General features: G+C 54.1%; 16 protein-coding genes. 4 read left to right on the forward strand and 12 right to left on the reverse strand.

The window, feature by feature from the left end; translation table 11 throughout:
* Positions 1–24 precede the first annotated feature (24 nt).
* Both ACF8PK_RS15685 and dkgB read left to right on the forward strand, forming a co-directional pair.
* Complete coding sequence (locus ACF8PK_RS15685) at positions 25–1,125, forward strand: alkene reductase (RefSeq protein WP_004727218.1); 1,101 nt, start codon at positions 25–27, stop codon at positions 1,123–1,125.
* 38 nt (positions 1,126–1,163) lie between these two features.
* Entirely contained in the window at positions 1,164–1,964 is an 801-nt protein-coding gene (gene dkgB / locus ACF8PK_RS15690) for a 2,5-didehydrogluconate reductase DkgB (protein ID WP_392442251.1), read from the forward strand.
* A 39-nt stretch (positions 1,965–2,003) separates the two neighbouring features.
* On the opposite strand, the gene ACF8PK_RS15695 is transcribed toward dkgB, so the two are convergent.
* The 7 genes from ACF8PK_RS15695 to ACF8PK_RS15725 form a co-directional block, all read right to left on the reverse strand.
* On the reverse strand, positions 2,004–3,536 hold the full coding sequence (locus tag ACF8PK_RS15695) for an EAL domain-containing protein (RefSeq protein ID WP_392442254.1): 1,533 nt from the start codon (positions 3,534–3,536) through the stop codon (positions 2,004–2,006).
* A gap of 133 nt (positions 3,537–3,669) precedes the next feature.
* Complete coding sequence (locus tag ACF8PK_RS15700) at positions 3,670–4,329, reverse strand: HAD family hydrolase (protein WP_392442257.1); 660 nt, start codon at positions 4,327–4,329, stop codon at positions 3,670–3,672.
* Complete coding sequence (locus ACF8PK_RS15705) at positions 4,330–5,349, reverse strand: ABC transporter ATP-binding protein (protein ID WP_392442260.1); 1,020 nt, start codon at positions 5,347–5,349, stop codon at positions 4,330–4,332. It abuts the gene before it with no gap.
* Positions 5,346–6,131 carry an ABC transporter permease gene (locus ACF8PK_RS15710; protein ID WP_392442263.1) on the reverse strand — a complete coding sequence of 262 codons (786 nt, stop codon included), beginning with the start codon at positions 6,129–6,131 and terminating at the stop codon, positions 5,346–5,348. Before ACF8PK_RS15710 ends, ACF8PK_RS15705 begins: the two co-directional genes overlap by 4 nt.
* Positions 6,118–7,017: an ABC transporter permease subunit gene (locus tag ACF8PK_RS15715; RefSeq protein WP_208551097.1), complete on the reverse strand. Its 900-nt coding sequence runs from the start codon at positions 7,015–7,017 to the stop codon at positions 6,118–6,120. Before ACF8PK_RS15715 ends, ACF8PK_RS15710 begins: the two co-directional genes overlap by 14 nt.
* On the reverse strand, positions 7,017–7,823 hold the full coding sequence (locus tag ACF8PK_RS15720) for an alkaline phosphatase family protein (protein WP_392442265.1): 807 nt from the start codon (positions 7,821–7,823) through the stop codon (positions 7,017–7,019). The genes ACF8PK_RS15715 and ACF8PK_RS15720 overlap by 1 nt, the downstream gene beginning before the upstream one ends.
* A gap of 9 nt (positions 7,824–7,832) precedes the next feature.
* On the reverse strand, positions 7,833–8,885 hold the full coding sequence (locus ACF8PK_RS15725; protein WP_004727210.1) for an ABC transporter substrate-binding protein: 1,053 nt from the start codon (positions 8,883–8,885) through the stop codon (positions 7,833–7,835).
* A gap of 211 nt (positions 8,886–9,096) precedes the next feature.
* On the opposite strand from ACF8PK_RS15725, the gene ACF8PK_RS15730 reads away from it, so the two are divergent.
* Entirely contained in the window at positions 9,097–9,816 is a 720-nt protein-coding gene (locus tag ACF8PK_RS15730; RefSeq protein ID WP_143679838.1) for a UTRA domain-containing protein, read from the forward strand.
* A gap of 26 nt (positions 9,817–9,842) precedes the next feature.
* On the opposite strand, the gene ACF8PK_RS15735 is transcribed toward ACF8PK_RS15730, so the two are convergent.
* Complete coding sequence (locus tag ACF8PK_RS15735; RefSeq protein ID WP_158141540.1) at positions 9,843–10,499, reverse strand: HAD family phosphatase; 657 nt, start codon at positions 10,497–10,499, stop codon at positions 9,843–9,845.
* A gap of 282 nt (positions 10,500–10,781) precedes the next feature.
* Here ACF8PK_RS15735 and ACF8PK_RS15740 point away from each other — a divergent pair, with 282 nt between their 5' ends.
* Positions 10,782–12,521, forward strand: coding sequence for a SulP family inorganic anion transporter (locus tag ACF8PK_RS15740; protein WP_004727207.1), 1,740 nt, complete (start codon positions 10,782–10,784; stop codon positions 12,519–12,521).
* A 58-nt stretch (positions 12,522–12,579) separates the two neighbouring features.
* Here the strand turns inward: ACF8PK_RS15740 and ACF8PK_RS15745 are convergent, their stop codons facing one another.
* The 4 genes from ACF8PK_RS15745 to ACF8PK_RS15760 form a co-directional block, all read right to left on the reverse strand.
* Positions 12,580–13,200 carry a glutathione S-transferase gene (locus ACF8PK_RS15745; RefSeq protein ID WP_222735801.1) on the reverse strand — a complete coding sequence of 207 codons (621 nt, stop codon included), beginning with the start codon at positions 13,198–13,200 and terminating at the stop codon, positions 12,580–12,582.
* Positions 13,201–13,210: 10 nt separating this feature from the next.
* A complete protein-coding gene (locus ACF8PK_RS15750; RefSeq protein ID WP_392442271.1) occupies positions 13,211–14,245 on the reverse strand; it encodes an NADP-dependent oxidoreductase in 1,035 nt (344 codons plus the stop codon).
* Between the two features lie 89 nt (positions 14,246–14,334).
* Complete coding sequence (locus ACF8PK_RS15755) at positions 14,335–14,934, reverse strand: TetR/AcrR family transcriptional regulator (protein ID WP_392442273.1); 600 nt, start codon at positions 14,932–14,934, stop codon at positions 14,335–14,337.
* Between the two features lie 136 nt (positions 14,935–15,070).
* Entirely contained in the window at positions 15,071–16,747 is a 1,677-nt protein-coding gene (locus ACF8PK_RS15760; protein WP_392442276.1) for a pseudouridine synthase, read from the reverse strand.
* Positions 16,748–16,791 lie beyond the last annotated feature (44 nt).

The raw sequence follows: 16,791 nt of genomic DNA on the forward strand, positions 1-16,791 counted from the left end.
GCCTGACTCATGAAGGGGAACCGTATGACTAACGCTCTATTCCAACCACTGCAAGTGGGCCGTTTTCGTTTAGCAAATCGCATTGTGATGCCGCCGATGACCCGTTCGCGTGCTTCGCAGCCGGGTGATGTTGCCAATGATATGATGGCAACGTACTACGCCCAACGTGCCAGCGCCGGATTGATCATTGGTGAAGGCACCCAAATTTCACCGATGGGCAAAGGTTATGCTTGGACACCGGGGATTTACAGCGACGAGCAAATCGCTGGTTGGCGTAAAGTGACCGACGCCGTGCACGCCGAAGGCGGCTTGATGTTCGCGCAATTGTGGCATGTTGGCCGCGTGACACACCCAGACAACATCGGCGGCGAGCAGCCGATTTCGGCCTCAGCCATCAAGGCGGAAAACGTCAAAGTCTTCATCGATAACGGCACCGATGCGCCGGGATTTGTCGATGTGGTTGAACCGCGCGAAATGACCCACGACGACATCCAACACGTGGTCGCTCAGTTTGGTCAGGCGGCTAAAAATGCCTTGCTGGCCGGCTTTGACGGCATTGAACTGCACGCGGCGAACGGCTACCTGATCAACCAATTCATTGACTCACAATCGAATCATCGCACCGATGAATACGGCGGCAGCTTAACCAACCGCTTGCGCTTTTTAGACGAAGTGGTGACCGCGCTGTGTGACGCGATTGGCGCGGATCGCGTCGGCGTTCGACTGGCGCCCCTGACCACGCTCAATGGCACGGTGGATGATCACCCAGAAGAAACGTACGTGGCGGCAGCCAAACTGCTTAACCAGCACGACATTGCCTATTTGCACATTGCGGAAGCCGACTGGGAAGATGCGCCGCTGATGCCACAAGACTTCAAACGTGCGCTGCGCGATGTGTTCTCTGGCGCGATCATTTACGCCGGTAAATACACCGCCGAACGCGCTGAACAAGCAGTGCAATCGGGCTTGGCTGATTTGATTGGCTTTGGTCGTCCGTTTGTCGCCAACCCCGATTTACCGGCGCGCATTCAGTTGGGCCAACCGTGGGCAAAACATGACCCAGACACCCTGTTCGGCGGCGCAGAGAAAGGATTGATCGATTACCCAACCTACAGCGCTGCGTAACGTATACCCATAAAAATGAAGAGAAAGGAAAGTTAACCATGAAGATACCTCAGCTTGGTGCGGGCACCTTCCGCCTGAAAGGGGAAGACGCGTTTCATTCGGTCACCATGGCGCTGGAGGCGGGTTACCGCCACATCGACACTGCGCAGATTTACGGCAACGAAAAAGAAGTGGGTGAAGCGATCGCCGCTTCCGGTGTGGCACGCGAAACGCTGTTTCTGACCACCAAAATCTGGACGGATAAACTGGGTCAAGCGTCCTTCTTGCCAAGCTTGAAACAGAGCCTGAGTGACTTGCAAACCGATTATGTTGATTTACTGCTGATCCACTGGCCGCTCAAAGACAACGCCGTGGCGATGGACGAGTACCTGCAATGCCTCAAAGCGGCGCAGGATCTGGGCCTAGCAAAACAGATTGGTGTATCGAACTTTACCGTTGCGCAGATGCAACAGGCGATTGAGATTCTTGGTGAAGGCGTGATTTACACCAACCAAGTGGAAGTGCACCCTTACCTGCAAAACCGTGCAGTGGTGGCGTTTTGCCGCGCGCATAACATCATCGTGACTGGCTACATGCCATTTGCTTACGGTGAGGTGCTAAAAGACGCTGTGATTCAAGAGATTGCCGCCGCGCATCAAGCCACACCAGCGCAAGTGGTGCTGGCGTGGATGGCAGCCAACGCGTTTGTCACCATTCCATCGTCGACCAAACGTGCCAATATCGAGAGCAATCTGGCGTACGTGAACGTGACGTTGAGTGACGACGACATGGCGCGCATTGCGATGCTGGATCGCAACCATCGTTTGGCTAATCCAGACTTTGCGCCTGAGTGGGACTAAGCCGCTTGGCAACACAAACCGGCGTTCTCGCCGGTTTTTTTATGCCGAACGTTCAGGGTCTGCGGACTCAGGGCGCTGAATGTAGTGCAACACTTGCGCAATCGGCATCGGTCGATAATAGACAAACCCTTGAATCAGATAGACACCCCGCTTAGCTAAATAGGCCACTTGGCTGGTGGTTTCCACGCCTTCGGCAATCACCTCGACGTTGGCTTTGTGGGCTGAGGCGATAATGGATTCAAGGATGTTGCGTTTGATGTCGGTGGTGTCAATCGTATCGATGAACATCTTGTCGATTTTGATGCTGTCGATTTGCAACTGTTGCAGGTAGGAAAACCCGCCGTAGCCCGTGCCGAAATCGTCGATCTTAAAGTGGTAACCGCGTTGAATCAGACGCTGAATCATGTCGTCTGCCATCAGCAAATTTTTGATGGGCTCACGTTCGGTGATTTCAAATTGAATCTGGTGGGCATACGGCCAGTTCAGCGCGTTCAACGTGTCGTGCAGGGCGACGGTTTCCACGTGTTCAGCGACCAGATTGATGCTCACCCACTGCTCAGGCTGTAATTTGGGGATGTCCTCCACCACCTGTTGGATCAGCTGTTGGGTAATTTTCATGATCAGCCCAGAGCTTTCGGCGATATGAATAAACTGGCTCGGCGCAATCCATTCATGGCCGCGCTGCCAGCGCAGCAACACTTCAAATCCCACGATGTGCCCTGTTCGGCTGTCAACCACCGGTTGGTAAAACGGCACGAATTCATCATCCCGAATCGCCATCTCAATCAGCCCTTCAATCGAGTTGCGGTAATGGCGCACCATGAAGTAACCAAACCCCATGACCAGCCCAGCCAGCAGCGACAGCGGTAGCCCCCACATGACCAAGCGATGACGCACATACGCGTGCAGTTGCTCGGCGGCCGACAGCGTCATTTCACTGTTCAGTTGGGTATCGTGATTGCTCATGGTCGCGATGATGCGGTTGGACTGTGTGGCGATGGCGGGATCGCCGCGCTCAATGCGCATGTGCTCAAGTGACGAATCCATAAAACGAAACGTCATATAAAAACAATCATCACAAGGCGTTTTTAAGAGCTCGCGTCCCCAGCCGCCATACAACACCCAGTAGATGAGGTTGCCGCCTTTTTTGTACATCACCAGCAGTTCGCTCTCACTGTGTTCGTAGGCGGGTGTGGTGGCCATGTAAAATCCCGTGGCGGGAATACGTACGCCTTCGAGCTCATCGGCAACCAGAGACACGCCCACGGTCGAACAGCTTTTGCCGTTTGCTGTGATGACGCCAATCAGGCGCACATAATGATTGTAATATTTCGGCGCACGCATCAGGTACATGTCGTCCTCGCTGCAATCAAATTGCAGTTGGTCCGCTTGTTCGATCATCATGTGATTGAGCACACGCCCGCGTTCGGCCAGATAGCGACTGACTTCGTCCATTTTATGGTTGAGCAGAAACAGGGAATATTGACGCTCGAGCAGGGGCAGCAGCAATGAAAACACCATCACTGGCAGCAAAATGAGGACGATCACGATTTTCTTTGGCGTGCGCAGCATGCAAAATCTCACCCATGCGTGTGGAATGCTCTCCACTTTAGCACTCAAGCGGATGCATAGGTGAGATTTATGACAGAGAAATGGGCGGCTTTTACCTCAATGTCACGGATGCCGTAACATTGAGGTGGCGGCATTAACCCCAGCGCAACACTTGCCAGTGGGGCTGATGCGCATGCTGCGCGAGGCGTTCACAGGGGTTCACCAGATAAGCGAAATCTGCATGTAGGCACAGCGGCAGGTCGTTAATCGAATCGGTGAAAAAATGCAGTTCACCCACGAGCTCGGGATGAGTCAGCAGCCAGTTTTCAAGGCGCGTGACTTTGCCTTCACGATAACTCGGTACGCCGACAATCTCGCTGGTGTAACGGCCATCACGCACCGCCATGTCAATCCCCAACGCATGCTCGACGCCAATTTTGCGTGCCACGGCTTCAACCAGAAAACTGACGGAAGCGGAGATGATCAGCATCGGGATGCCGTCAGCGCTTAGCTGCTCAATCAGCACCTTGGCCTGAGGAAACAGGCGCGGCAGAATACGGCTGTCGACGCACGCTTCGACCAGCGCGTGCACTTGTTCGACGGGCAGCGCAAATAGCGGCTGCATGACGTAATCAAGGTAATCTTCCATGTCCATTTCGCCGCGTGCATACAGCGACATCAGGTGGCGATCCTGCGCGAGAAAATCTGGGTCGGTGGCAATGCCTTGGTCGACCAGAAATTCGTTCCAGATCATGGCGCAATCGCCGTCAATTAAGGTGTCGTCCATATCAAAGACGTACAGAGGTTGAGACATTTAGGCACTCACAGGTTGAATTTCATTCAGATTAAAACGTAGCTCTAGCGCACTGCCGCTGGGCAACAGACGTTCGGAAGAGCGGTTCAGGGTATCGACCGTCAGTTCGCACGTATCCACAGCCACGTGATAACGAATCACGTTCCCCAGCAACTGATGACTTTTGATCACCGCGCGCTGCGGCGCTGAGATATGCGCGCCATAGTGACGGCCGTGCTCGGCGACATAAATCGACTCGGGACGAATCGCGACTTTCCACGGCGTGTCCAGATTCAACAGCGTTTTCGCCTGCGCGGCATCGACCAGATTGTAATGCCCCATAAAGCCGGCGACAAACTCGTTCGCCGGTTGCGTATAAATCGACTCCGGCGAGCCTTGTTGAACAATTTTCCCCTGATGCATCAGAAAGATGCGATCCGACATCGTCATCGCTTCTTCCTGATCGTGGGTGACGAAAATCGTGGTCAGGTTGAGCTCTTTCTGAATGTCACGAATCTGTTGGCGCAGGTGTTTGCGGATTTTGGCATCCAGCGCGGACAAGGGTTCATCGAGCAATAAAATCCGCGGTTTCACCACCAGCGCGCGCGCCAGGGCGACGCGCTGACGCTGGCCGCCGGAGAGCTGGTGCGGATAGCACTCTTCTTTGCCTTGCAAGGCGACCAGCTCAATCACTTGAGCAACTTCACGGGCCATGGTGGCTTTATCGCGCCCTTGCATTTTGAGGCCAAAGCCGATGTTGCCCGCCACGGTCATGTTGGGAAACAGCGCATAGGATTGGAACACCATGCCAATGCCGCGCTTTTGCGGTGCGGCGTGGGTGATCTCTTCGCCGCCGACGATGATCGAGCCGCTATCGACCGGATTGAGGCCGGCCAAGCTGCGCAGCAGAGTCGATTTTCCACAGCCACTTGGGCCGAGTAGGGTAATGAATTCGCCTTGTTGAATGTCGAACTGAATTGATTCAAATACGGTGTTGTTGCCAAAGCGTTTGGTGAGTTGCTGAACAGAAACGTCACTCATGGTTTTGCTCCCAATCGGCTTGCTAGCCAAGTACAGAAAAAGATAAACAGGAAGTAAGTCATCACTAACGCGGACGTGAAGTGGCCGCTGGTCTGGCGCATGTTGTAGAGATAAATTTGCAGCGTTTCATAACGCGTGCCGACCAGAATATTGGCGAACACAAATTCGCCCAGCAGGAATGAAAACGACAGAAACAGCGACGCCATCAGACCTTTGCGCACATTGGGCAACACGATTTGCAGAAAGGCTTGGGTCGTGCTCGCACCGAGCAGGTGCGCCGCGTCCATCAAATCACGCAGGTGAATCGCCGAAAAACTGTTGGCCAGCGCGCGGTACATAAACGGCAGCGCGATGGTGAAGTAAGTGCCAATCAGAATCCACGGTGTGCCGACAATCGGCACGGTGCTGTCGGCGTAGAGCTGCAACAGGCCCACTGAAGAGACCACGGGCGGGACGGCGAACGGTAACAAGATCAGCAGGTTCATCACGCGGTCCAGCTTCGGAAAGTAGTAAAATACGACAAAAATCGCGGGCAGGATCAGCAGAGTGCTGAGCGCTAACGCGGCCACGCACACCAGCAGTGAGCGTCCGAAAGCTTCGATAAAGCGTGCATCGCTGAGCAGTTTGAGATACCAGTCGAGGGTAAAGCCGTCTGGCAGAATGGTTGCGCCCCAGCGAGAGGAGAGCGAGTACACCAGCGTGGCGAGAATTGGCACCAACATAATGCCGACGATGCCGTACACCACGGTTTTATGATAGAGGCTGTGGTTAGCGTTTTGCATGGTAACTCCTTGCAATCAGCCATTGGTTGATCAGCGTGATGAACGCCAGCAGCGCCATCAACACGACTGAAATTGCGGCCGCAAGATTCGGTTCCAAAAACAGATCGCCTGACACCAGGCTGGCAATACGCACGGTGATCACGTTGTAGTTGCCGGAAGTGAGTGCATACACACTGGCGTACGCGCCCATGGCGTTGGCGATGAGAATAATAAACGTGCCCAGCAGTGCCGGAGACAGCACAGGCAGCGCGATTTTGACCCAATATTGCCAGGTTTTGGCGCCCAGCAGCGCGGCGGCGGCTTGCCAGTCGTCGCTCAACGCATCAAAGGCTGGGTAGAGGAGCAACACCGCCAGCGGGATCTGAAAATAGATGTAAATCGCCATCAGCCCGGATTTGCCGTACAGGTTGAAATCGTCAATCAGGCCGTACTGTTTGAGCAGCAACGTCAGTGCGCCGTTGGTGCCGAGAATGATGATGAAGGCAAACGCCAGCGGGACACCCGCGAAGTTACTGCTCATGTTGGTAAAGGCGATCACTGCATCGCGCAGGCGGCCACTGACGCGGCGCAGCGAACTGACCAGCAGCGCCGCAATCGCCAGCCCGACCAGACTTGACCAGACCGAGAGCCATAGACTGTTGCCAAAACCTTGTTGAATAAAGCCGGAATCGAGGATTTCGCGGTAATTGTCCAGCGACCATTCATCGTCGACCTGAAAGCTGTTGACGCCAACCCAGACCATCGGCGCCAGTTGAAACAGATAAAAAAACAGCGCGAATGGCGAGAGCCACGCCAGCGGCTTAAAACGCTGCCAGGCGTGACGTGGCTGCGATGCAGCGGTGTCGCCGCGATTGGCAGCGCGTGAAGAGAGGGTGGAACTGCTCATCATGCTAATACCTGCTGGGCCACGGGCTTGTCGTGTTCAAGGCGCAGCAATTCACACACCGTGCCGCAAATCTCCGTTTGTGCGAGGGTGGCGTCGGCGTGATGGGAAAAGTGTTCGCCGATGACAAACAGCGGCACCTGACGCTCTTCAGCCAAAACTCCGCCGTGTGACAGGTCGTTGTTCATGCCGTGATCGCTGGTTACCATCACCTGATAGCCATCATCAATCCAGCCTTGCAGATAGTTGGCGAGAATCACGTCGGCATGGCGCGCGCTGTTGCGATACTGACGTGAATCGAGGCCAAATTTGTGTCCGGCATCATCAATGTTCATCGGATGAATCAAGAGAAAGTCTGGCTGATGAGACAGGCGCAGATGCTCGGCATCAAGAAACAGCGCTTCATCGGGATAATGGTCCCAGTGGTAAAAGCAGCCGTGCTGAATGTTGAGTGTTTCATCATGGGTAAAGCGGTCACGCACGGCATCAAAAGGCGCGCGGTTATACAGCTCGCTGACCCAGTGATACGCGGCCGCGGCGGTGGTTTTGCCCTGCGATTTGGCGAGGCTGAAAATCGAGTCGAAATGCGACAGGCGCACAATCTGGTTGTTGACGATGCCGCTGTCGACCGGGCGAATCCCGGTCAGCAGGCACTCATAGAGCGGGCGTGACATCGACGGCAATTCACATTGCAGGGAGTAAAGTGTGGCGCTTTGCTGCTCAATTAAACCATTGAGGTAGCCCATGCAATCACGGGCTACCTGATAATTGAGTCCATCAAGCACAACAAGGATCACCTTATTGTTCATGGTCACCTCTTACTGCTGGTGGATGAGGACGTTTTCTTGCCACTGACGCGGCAGTTTGCGGGCGGATTTTTCCCAGGCATTGAAGTCCGTGACCGGGTGGACATTCTGGTACTGATCGTTGGCCAGCAGTTTCGCTTTGACTGATTCTGGCAGCTCAATGTTGCTGCGAATCGGACGTGCGTAACCTTGTGCTAGGTTGATTTGGCCTTGGTCACTGAAGATGTACTCACGCGCCAGCTTGGCCGCATTCGGATTCTTCGCGTATTTATTGATGAGGGTGGTGTAGCCAGAAATCACCGAACCGTCTTGCGGAATGGTGACCGTAAAGCGGCTGCGATCAATCTGGTCGCGGTAGTTCAGCGCGTTAAAGTCCCACATGATCGCGACTTCCACTTCTCCTTTTTCCAGATTAGCCAGGCTTGGGTCGGTGAACGACAGGCGGCCTTGTTTCGCTAGTTTCGAGAAGAAATCCAGCGCTGGTTTCAGGTTGCTTTCATCACCGCCGTTGGCAAATGCGGCTGCGAGTACCGCGTTATTGGCCTGAGCCGCAACACCGACATCACCCACGGTCACTTTGTATTGGCCGTTGAGCAGATCAGCCCAAGAGGTTGGCGCTTGCTTGACCAGATTGTTGTTGGTGATAAATGCAATTGTGCCGGTGTAAGCGAGTGCCCAGTGGCCATCTTTATCTTTGGCCCAGTTGGGAATGTCGCTCCACGTGGTCGGTTTATACGGCTGAGTGACGCCCTTTTTGACCGCAACGCGGGCAAAGGCGAAGCCGACATCACCGATATCGGCAGTCGCGTTTTTCTTTTCCGCTTCGAACTTGGCAATTTCCTGCGCTGAACTCATGTCGGTGTCCTGATGAGTCAGGCCGTAATGGGTGTTCAAGTCATTCCAAGTGTCTTTCCAGTTTGCCCAACTTCCCGGCATGCCGACGCTGTAAACAGCGCCTTCTTTTTTGGCGGCATCGATCAGCGATTGAATATCGCCGTCTTGGGCGAAAGCGGGCATTGCGAGCGTGGTCGCAAGCAGCGTTGCACTGGTCAGTAACGTTTTCATGGTCTCCATCCTTCTGGACTAGGTCAGTAAGTTTGATTTTTATCCTAGGCAGCGAATGTGACGTTTTGGGTTCATCCAGATGACGCTTTTTCGTTAGTTTTATGGCAGTTATGTTTCAGTTGTCTTTGATTAACAGTGGGTTAGCTGTAATAAATTTGTTATGTGCGTTGATTAGTCTGAAAAAAGAGAGACCGTATTGGACTAGATCAGGATGAAGCTACAGGCGACGACCCAACTGGGAAAAATAAAATCCACCCTGCGTGAGCAGATTTGTGGCGGCATCATGAACGACCGGCAAAAATTGCCGTCGGAGCGTGAATTGAGTGAGCTGTTCGAAACGACGCGCATTACCATCAAAGACGCGTTGGTGTCGCTCGAAACTGAAGGGCTGATTTATCGTGAAGAGCGCCGCGGTTGGTTTGTATCGCCAGAACGGGTGCGTTACAACCCGCTGTCGCGTTCGCATTTTCATCAGATGGTGCGTGAGCAAGACCGCATCGCGGAAACCAAAGTGCTCAATGTGCGCAGTGTGATGGCCTCGCGCGAGTATGCCAAAGCGATGCAGATCGAACGCATTACGCCGATTCATATTATCGAGCGCTTGCGCTACATCGACGGGCGCGCGGTGTTGTTTGTCGAAAACTGCCTGATTGCGCGTCTGTTTCCCAACATTTTGCAGGAGAATCTGCACGGGTCTTTGACTGGTTTGTACGCGGAAAAATATGGTTACCGCACTCAGCGTTCGCGTTTTGACGTCATTCCGACCGCCGCGCCATCGCATGTGGCGAAAGCGCTTAATCTTGCTACGGGGCAGCCGGTGCTGAAAATTTGTCGAGTGAATTACAAACAGGATGGGACGATCATGGATTGTGAATTTGAATATTGGCGACCCGATTCGGTGGTGATCACCATCGACAGTTGTGGCGACTGAGCGTCGCCACACATCGCCAAGGCAAGTTAACGACTCGCTTTTAGTTCCTCTAGCACGTCGCTGAGGGTTGGGCGAATACGATGCCCCAAAGCCACCACGTCGTCACTGGGCATGACCAAATCTGGAATCTGATAGGCAATCATCTTCGCGGCGACTGCCGAGCGCACGCCATTGTTAGAATCTTCAAACGCCAGACACTGCGCTGGTGCAACGTCGAGGCGACTGGCCGCCAGCAAATAGATTTCTGGGTGCGGTTTGCCTTGGCTGACTTCGCAACCGGTCGCCACGGAATCGAAATAGCGATCCAGCCCCGAAAGGCGCAGCTTAATGCTCGCCACATCCCGCTGAGTTGAGGTCGCTACAGCGGTTGGAATGTGCTCTGCTTTCAGCCATTCCAGCAATTCAATCACGCCTTGTTTGACGGGAATCGCTTGATGTTTCACCACGGCGTTATAGCGAGTGCGCCACTCATTGTGCAGTTGCATGTAATCGAGATCCGGCCCGTATCCCGCGCGCAGCGTGGCTTCAATCCCGGCGGCATTGCGACCAATCACCGACAAATACAAATCACGTAAAAACGGCACGCCGACCGCTTGGCAGGCTTGTTCAAAAATTTCTATACAGACGCGCTCGGTGTCGAGCAGCAGCCCATCCATGTCGAAAATAGCAGCTTGGAAGTTCATGGGGTTCATATCGTTGAGGGGCGAATTAGCGGATCATTGTCACACAAAGCGCAGGGGTGCGGCGACTTTTTTCTTGTTTGGCGTCACTTTTCTCACGTGGCCAACATGGTAAAAATGCACGACTGTGCTCATTCGCTGAGCGAAAATCAATCCTTTGTAAAATCAGCAAATTAGCAGCGAGAGTTTGCGGTTCTTGAGTTATGCTTAAGTGAGTCGTTTTGCAGGCGCAAAACATGAGTTAGAGGTGAAGTGAAGTTGAAATCGGCGTGGATTCGGCAGTGGATGCCGGGATTGTATCAGTTTAAACACTATGAGCGCGCTTGGCTGGTCGATGACGTGCGAGCGGCATTTTCTGTTGTGGCAGTGGCCCTGCCCGTGGCGATTGCGTATGCGCAATTAACCGGGGTGTCGGCGATTGTCGGGTTGTATTCGTGTGTGGCACCGATGCTGGTGTACGCGCTGTTTGGTACCTCGCGCCAGTTGATTGTCGGCCCCGATGCTGCGACCTGTGCGGTGGTTGCGGCGGTGGTGGCACCGTTGGCCGCGGGCGACCCAACCAAGCATTGGCAACTGGTCATGACCATGACCGCGATGATGGGCATCTGGTGTATTCTCGCCAGTAAGTTCCGTCTCGGTATTTTGGCCGATTTTCTTTCGCGTCCAATCCTGATGGGGCTGCTCAACGGGGTGGCGTTGACCATCATCGTGGGGCAGTTGAGTAAAGTGTTCGGCGTGAAGTATGAGCAGAGCTACTTGTTGGAACGTTTGGCGGAAGCGCCGCAGCGCTTGTTTGACGTGCATTGGCAAACCGTGGTGGTCAGTGTGCTGACGGTGGCTGTCTATTTTGCCGCCAAGCGTTTTCGCCCATCGTGGCCGGCGGCGATGCTGGCGATCATCTCAGCAGGCATCTTGGTGTGGGCGACCCAATTGGATAGCCAAGGCGTGAACGTGGTTGGCTTGATTCAGGGCGGCTTACCGGCGTTTCAAACCCCGACGTTTGACATCGGGATCAGCCGTGAATTGGTGGTTCCTGCACTCAACTTAGCGATGGTGAGCTTTGTGAGTATGATGCTGACCGCGCGCAGTTTTGCGGCCAAAAATGGCTACGATATTGATGCGGACAAAGAGTTTCGAGCGCTGGGGATTGCCAACTTAGCGTCGGCATTTTCACAAGGCTTTGCTATCAGTGGTGCCGATTCACGCACCGCGGTGAACGACGCCAATGGCGGTAAATCGCAGTTGGTTTCGGTGATTGCAGCGGTGGTGATCGGATTGGTGGCGATCTTCCTTTATCGTCCGCTGCAGTACATTCCAACGGCTGCATTGGGTGTGGTGTTGATCATTGCCTCGACCTCGCTGCTGGATCTCAAAGGGTTGTGGGGGCTGAGAAAGCGCGATAAAGATGCGTTTTATTTGGCGTCGGTGACCTTTATTGCTGTGCTGATTGTCGGCGTGATCCCCGGTATCACGCTGGCGGTGTTGCTTGGATTGTTCCAGTTCTTACGCGTGGTGATGCGACCGAGCGATCAACGTTTGGGGCTGGATAAAGACGGGACGATTCGCACCGTGGATGGCACCGGCAAAGCCACGCCAATTCCTGGCTTGATGCTGTATCGTTTTAACTCGCCGCTGACGTATTTCAATGCGCCGTACTTCAAGCGTCGTCTATTGGAATTGGTGGAAACCAGCGATTCCAGCGTCGACTGTGTGGTGATTGATGCGGTGGCGAGCTTTACGCACCTCGATTTGAGCGTAATGGCGATGTTGGCGGATGTGCAGAACATCCTGAAAAAACGCGGTATTCGTTTAATTCTGGCCGGACGTAAGCGCAGTATGCGTCAATGGTGTGAGTTGAGCGGTGTGCCGGTCGGCGACGGCGGTTTGGTGCTGCGTGCTGATATGTATTTGGCGATCAAACTCAGTGGATGTTACCAACAAGCGGTGGAAGAGGGGCAAGTGCCGCCGGTTCAGAAAGAGCCGGAAGCCGACGCGCTGCCCAAACCGGTGCCCGAAGTGGCGTAAGTTCAAGCATCAAAAGCCTGCCGATTGGCAGGCTTTTTTCATCGCGCTGGTTTCATCATCAAACGCTGAGCGACGCTTCCGTATGATTGGCTTTTTGATAGCCCGGCAGCGTTGCCAAGCCCGCCCAATAGGTTTTGATGTGAGGGAAATGCTCCAACATGCCGCTGGCGTGGACACCTTCGGCAATAAATGACATCATGATGTCTGCGCCGGTCAGTTTGTCGGCCACCAAGTAGCGTTTGCCTTCGAGTTGCGCATTCACATAGCCCAAGACTTTTGCCGCTTCACTGTTGGCATAGCCTTCTAAAAACTGCGTTTTGGCCCCGTCTTTGGCTAAGAACAGTTTGAGCAGCAGCGGCAGGATGCCTGAGCTTTCGGCAAAATGCAGCCATTGCAGGTAGTCGATGTACTCGGCGCTGTCCCGTGCGGGGGCCAGACGTTCCGCGGCAAAGCGTTCAATCAGGTATTCCGTGATCGCGCCTGATTCGGCGATCACGCGTCCGTCGATTTCAATCACCGGTGATTTGCCCAGCGGGTGAACCGCTTTGAGCTCTGGTGGTGCCAGAAAGGTCACGGCATCGCGTTGATAGGGAACAACTTGATAGTCGACGCCCAGCTCTTCTAGCAACCAGATGATGCGCTTGGAACGTGATTGGTTCAGGTGGTGTAATGTGATCATTGTGGGCTCCTTATGATAGCGGTGTGTTGACTTCGATCACCAGCTTGCCGAAGTTCTTCCCTTCCAGCAGACCCATGAACGCGGTTGGCGCTTGCGCCAGTCCTTGTACGATCTGCTCGCGGTATTGCATTTTGCCCTCAGCCAACCATTGGCTCATGTCTTGGGCAAACTCGTTGTAACGATGGCCGTAGTCATCGAAAATAATAAAGCCCTGCATTTTGATGCGTTTGACCAGCAGCATGCCCATGAGGCTCGACAGGCGATCGGGGCCTTCCGGCAACGCAGTAGCGTTGTATTGCGACACCAAGCCGCACAACGGAATACGTGCTTTGGTGTTGAGCAGCGGCATGACCGCATCAAACACTTTGCCACCCACGTTTTCAAAGTAGACATCAATGCCTTGCGGGCAAGCTTGTGCCAACTGCTCTGCGAAATCATCGGCTTTGTGGTCAATACAGGCATCAAAGCCCAGCACGTCAACCGCATGGCGACATTTGTCTTCGCCGCCCGCCACGCCAACCACGCGGCAGCCTTTGATTTTGCCAATTTGACCCACGGTCGCGCCGACCGGCCCTGTGGCGGCCGCGACCACAATGGTTTCACCCGCTTTGGGTTGGCCAATATCCAGTAGCCCCATGTAGGCGGTAAAGCCGGGCATGCCCATGATGCCAAGCGCAAACGAAGGGTGCGTCGGTTGAGCGCCCAGTTTTAACAGGCCGTCGCCGTTGGAAATGGCGTAGCGTTGCCAGCCGGTGTAAGCCAATACCCATTCACCCACGGCAAAATCAGGGTGATGGGACACTTCGACCTGACACACGGTGCCGCCAACCATCACGGCATTGAGCGCGACGGGATCGGCGTAAGACTTGGCATCGCTCATGCGGCCGCGCATATACGGATCCAGTGACAGATAAATGGTGCGCAGCAATACTTCGCCCTCACCCGGCTGCGGTTGCATGACGGTTTCCAAGCGGAAGTCTTGTTCAGTTGGGGCGCCAACCGGACGTGAAGCAAGCACGATGCGTTGGTTCATCAGTTCAGTCATTTCTGGTTTCCTTTTGTGTTTCAATTAGACCAGTCGTCTAGTTTTCGTGGCAAAAAATCCGCTATCGAGATAGCGGTCTTGAATGGTGTTTATCCGTTGAGCGGATTGCCTTTGAGCAATTGCTCGGTGGCCAGTAACGCCTGCTGTAGACTGATGTCATCTTGGCGAATTTTGTTCAGCAAGCTCGCCCCAATCCATAGATTGTAGAGTAACTCGGACGTGAGCTGGCTATTTTGTACGTGCAATTCACCCGTTTGGATCCCTTGCTCAATACATTCGGCCACGCGGACCGTGATGGCGTTGGTGCCTTTGAGCAGTGCCAGACGCATCGGTTCAGACAGATCGGCGACTTCTCCTGCCAATTTGACCACCAGACATTTTCCGGCGGAGCAATTGCAGCTGTTTTGCTCTGTCCAGAAATGCCAGTACCGCATCAATTTCTGATAGTGAGTCCCGCCATTGCCGTTGAACAGGGCGTCGAGTTTGTCGAGGTAATGGGCAAAGTAGGCCTCAATCAATGCCTCGCCAAACTGCTCTTTGGACTTGAAGTAATGATAAAACGACCCCTTAGGTACATCGGCGCTTTTCAGCAGCTCCGACAAGCCGACACAGGTAAAGCCTCGGTTCACCACCAGTTGGTAACCGACTTCTAGAATATGTTGTCGTGTATCGTGTGTTTTTGCGTTCATGAGGTGAAATATAGTGATAATTAGACCAGTCGTCTAGTGTTGGTTGTTGGCATGAGGATGCGCGTCGTGTCAGTGGCGGAATCGCCGCGCGCAAAAACGGGCGATCACGTCACGAACGGCGATGCTCGCGCTGAGATCAGAAATCGGGATCGACCTGAAATGTCATACGCTGCTTGGTGTAAGGGTGATCAAAGCTGAGGCTTTCTGCATGTAGATGCAGGCGATTGGCTTTCTCACCGTACAGATCGTCGCCCAAAATCGGCGTATTGAAGCCTTGCTCATGTGCGCAATGCACGCGTAGCTGATGGGTGCGACCGGTTTTAGGGGAGAGGTAGACGCGTGTGCGTCCTTGTTCGGTGCCGATCGTCTGCCAGTAAGTTTCGGCGGCTTTGCCGTGCTCAAAACAGACCATTTGACGCGGACGATCGTCTAAGTCTGGACGCAGCGGCAGGGTAATAATGCCTTCACCATGAGCGATTTCACCACTCAGTAGCGCGACATAACGCTTCTCTACACCGCGAGTAATAAACTGTTTCTGCAGGCTTTTATTGGCGCGACGTGTGAGTGCGAAGACCAGTAACCCCGAAGTCGACATATCCAAACGATGCAGCACAAACGGGCCTTCCACCTCGGGAAACTGCTGCTCCAATCGCGTCAGTGCTGAGTCTTTGATGTTCACGCCGGGCACCGAAAGAAACTCCGCCGGTTTGTTGATCACCACAATCGCTTCATCCTGATACACAATCTCGATCTCTTGGCCTTCGGCGGGATTGTTCAGCAGCGGATTGTCATCCAGCGTCATGCCACTCAGCATGTGACCGAGGATCGGGTGGCACTTATTTTGGCAGGCCGGATAGAATTTCTTGTGTTGGCGAATCTCTGATTTGGGAGAGCGTCCCCACCAGAATTCCGCCATCGCAATTGGGGTCAGTTGATGCGTAAACGCATATTGCAGTAGCTTCGGCGCTGCACATTCACCAGAACCCGCGGGGGGAATTGGATTTGCGGCCAGCGAAAAAATATCATTCAACGATTGCACCTCACCGCGCTGGTTTAAGAAACGATATTGGCCAAACAGCTTTTTCTGCAGTGCTGCCGAGAGCTGCTTGCGCTGCTCTTGCAAGGCGTGCAGCTCGGCGTTTTGCGCCGCTAAGTCATCCTGTAAGGTGCGAATGCGTTGCTCCCACTGCAGCTTTAATTGCTTGAGCTGGTTTTTCTCCGCCACGCTTTCTTTGGCCAAACGTTCCAGTAGGGGGGCTGAGTCGTTCGAATGGGCGTCGGCATCTGCACGCAACTGTTTACGTTCAGCGCGCGTGTCAATCATGCGCAGACGCAGCGCTTCTATTTCAGCGTCCGCTTGCTGTTGACTCTCGGCAAGGCGGCTGCGCAGTTCATCGGCTTGTGTGTTCTGTTTCAGCACGCGTACTTGCTGATTGATGGCCGCAATCTGGTTGGCTTCGGTGCGAAAGAACGCGTCGTCAGCAAAGCGATCAAACACGGGCGGCACAAAGCCCGGCAAGTGGTTTTGCTCGGCCAACTGGCCAGAAAACGCCGAGAGATAACCGAGTGCTCCCGTTGGGGTTTGGACCACCAAGACGCCAAACATTTTGCCGTGCGCTCCGGTTTCATCGCCGTCGAGACCAAAAGGGTGCGACCATGCTTGTTGAGTGCTGATGTGGTGCTGTAGCTCCTCGGCGGCAATCACACACAAAGGATGCGGCTCGTAACAAAACGGAAAGGTAAAACGATCCGGCAAAGCGATGGCAGAAACGTCGGCCTGAAAAGGTGTGAAGCAGCGGTTGGTGTGTGACATAGCAAAACAATCGAGTGGAGTAGACGGGCTGAATTGTACTGAGC

This window comes from Vibrio sp. CJQ_6 (assembly GCF_043106745.1).
Classification (GTDB): domain Bacteria; phylum Pseudomonadota; class Gammaproteobacteria; order Enterobacterales; family Vibrionaceae; genus Vibrio; species Vibrio furnissii.

What these genes read in the sequence shown, in the direction of transcription:
- ACF8PK_RS15685 (WP_004727218.1), top strand. Translation starts at nt 25, where the DNA reads ATGACTAACGCTCTATTCCAACCACTGCAAGTGGGCCGTTTTCGTTTA.
- dkgB (WP_392442251.1), top strand. Translation starts at nt 1,164, where the DNA reads ATGAAGATACCTCAGCTTGGTGCGGGCACCTTCCGCCTGAAAGGGGAA.
- ACF8PK_RS15695 (WP_392442254.1), bottom strand. Translation starts at nt 3,536, where the DNA reads ATGCTGCGCACGCCAAAGAAAATCGTGATCGTCCTCATTTTGCTGCCA.
- ACF8PK_RS15700 (WP_392442257.1), bottom strand. Translation starts at nt 4,329, where the DNA reads ATGTCTCAACCTCTGTACGTCTTTGATATGGACGACACCTTAATTGAC.
- ACF8PK_RS15705 (WP_392442260.1), bottom strand. Translation starts at nt 5,349, where the DNA reads ATGAGTGACGTTTCTGTTCAGCAACTCACCAAACGCTTTGGCAACAAC.
- ACF8PK_RS15710 (WP_392442263.1), bottom strand. Translation starts at nt 6,131, where the DNA reads ATGCAAAACGCTAACCACAGCCTCTATCATAAAACCGTGGTGTACGGC.
- ACF8PK_RS15715 (WP_208551097.1), bottom strand. Translation starts at nt 7,017, where the DNA reads ATGAGCAGTTCCACCCTCTCTTCACGCGCTGCCAATCGCGGCGACACC.
- ACF8PK_RS15720 (WP_392442265.1), bottom strand. Translation starts at nt 7,823, where the DNA reads ATGAACAATAAGGTGATCCTTGTTGTGCTTGATGGACTCAATTATCAG.
- ACF8PK_RS15725 (WP_004727210.1), bottom strand. Translation starts at nt 8,885, where the DNA reads ATGAAAACGTTACTGACCAGTGCAACGCTGCTTGCGACCACGCTCGCA.
- ACF8PK_RS15730 (WP_143679838.1), top strand. Translation starts at nt 9,097, where the DNA reads ATGAAGCTACAGGCGACGACCCAACTGGGAAAAATAAAATCCACCCTG.
- ACF8PK_RS15735 (WP_158141540.1), bottom strand. Translation starts at nt 10,499, where the DNA reads ATGAACTTCCAAGCTGCTATTTTCGACATGGATGGGCTGCTGCTCGAC.
- ACF8PK_RS15740 (WP_004727207.1), top strand. Translation starts at nt 10,782, where the DNA reads ATGCCGGGATTGTATCAGTTTAAACACTATGAGCGCGCTTGGCTGGTC.
- ACF8PK_RS15745 (WP_222735801.1), bottom strand. Translation starts at nt 13,200, where the DNA reads ATGATCACATTACACCACCTGAACCAATCACGTTCCAAGCGCATCATC.
- ACF8PK_RS15750 (WP_392442271.1), bottom strand. Translation starts at nt 14,245, where the DNA reads ATGACTGAACTGATGAACCAACGCATCGTGCTTGCTTCACGTCCGGTT.
- ACF8PK_RS15755 (WP_392442273.1), bottom strand. Translation starts at nt 14,934, where the DNA reads ATGAACGCAAAAACACACGATACACGACAACATATTCTAGAAGTCGGT.
- ACF8PK_RS15760 (WP_392442276.1), bottom strand. Translation starts at nt 16,747, where the DNA reads ATGTCACACACCAACCGCTGCTTCACACCTTTTCAGGCCGACGTTTCT.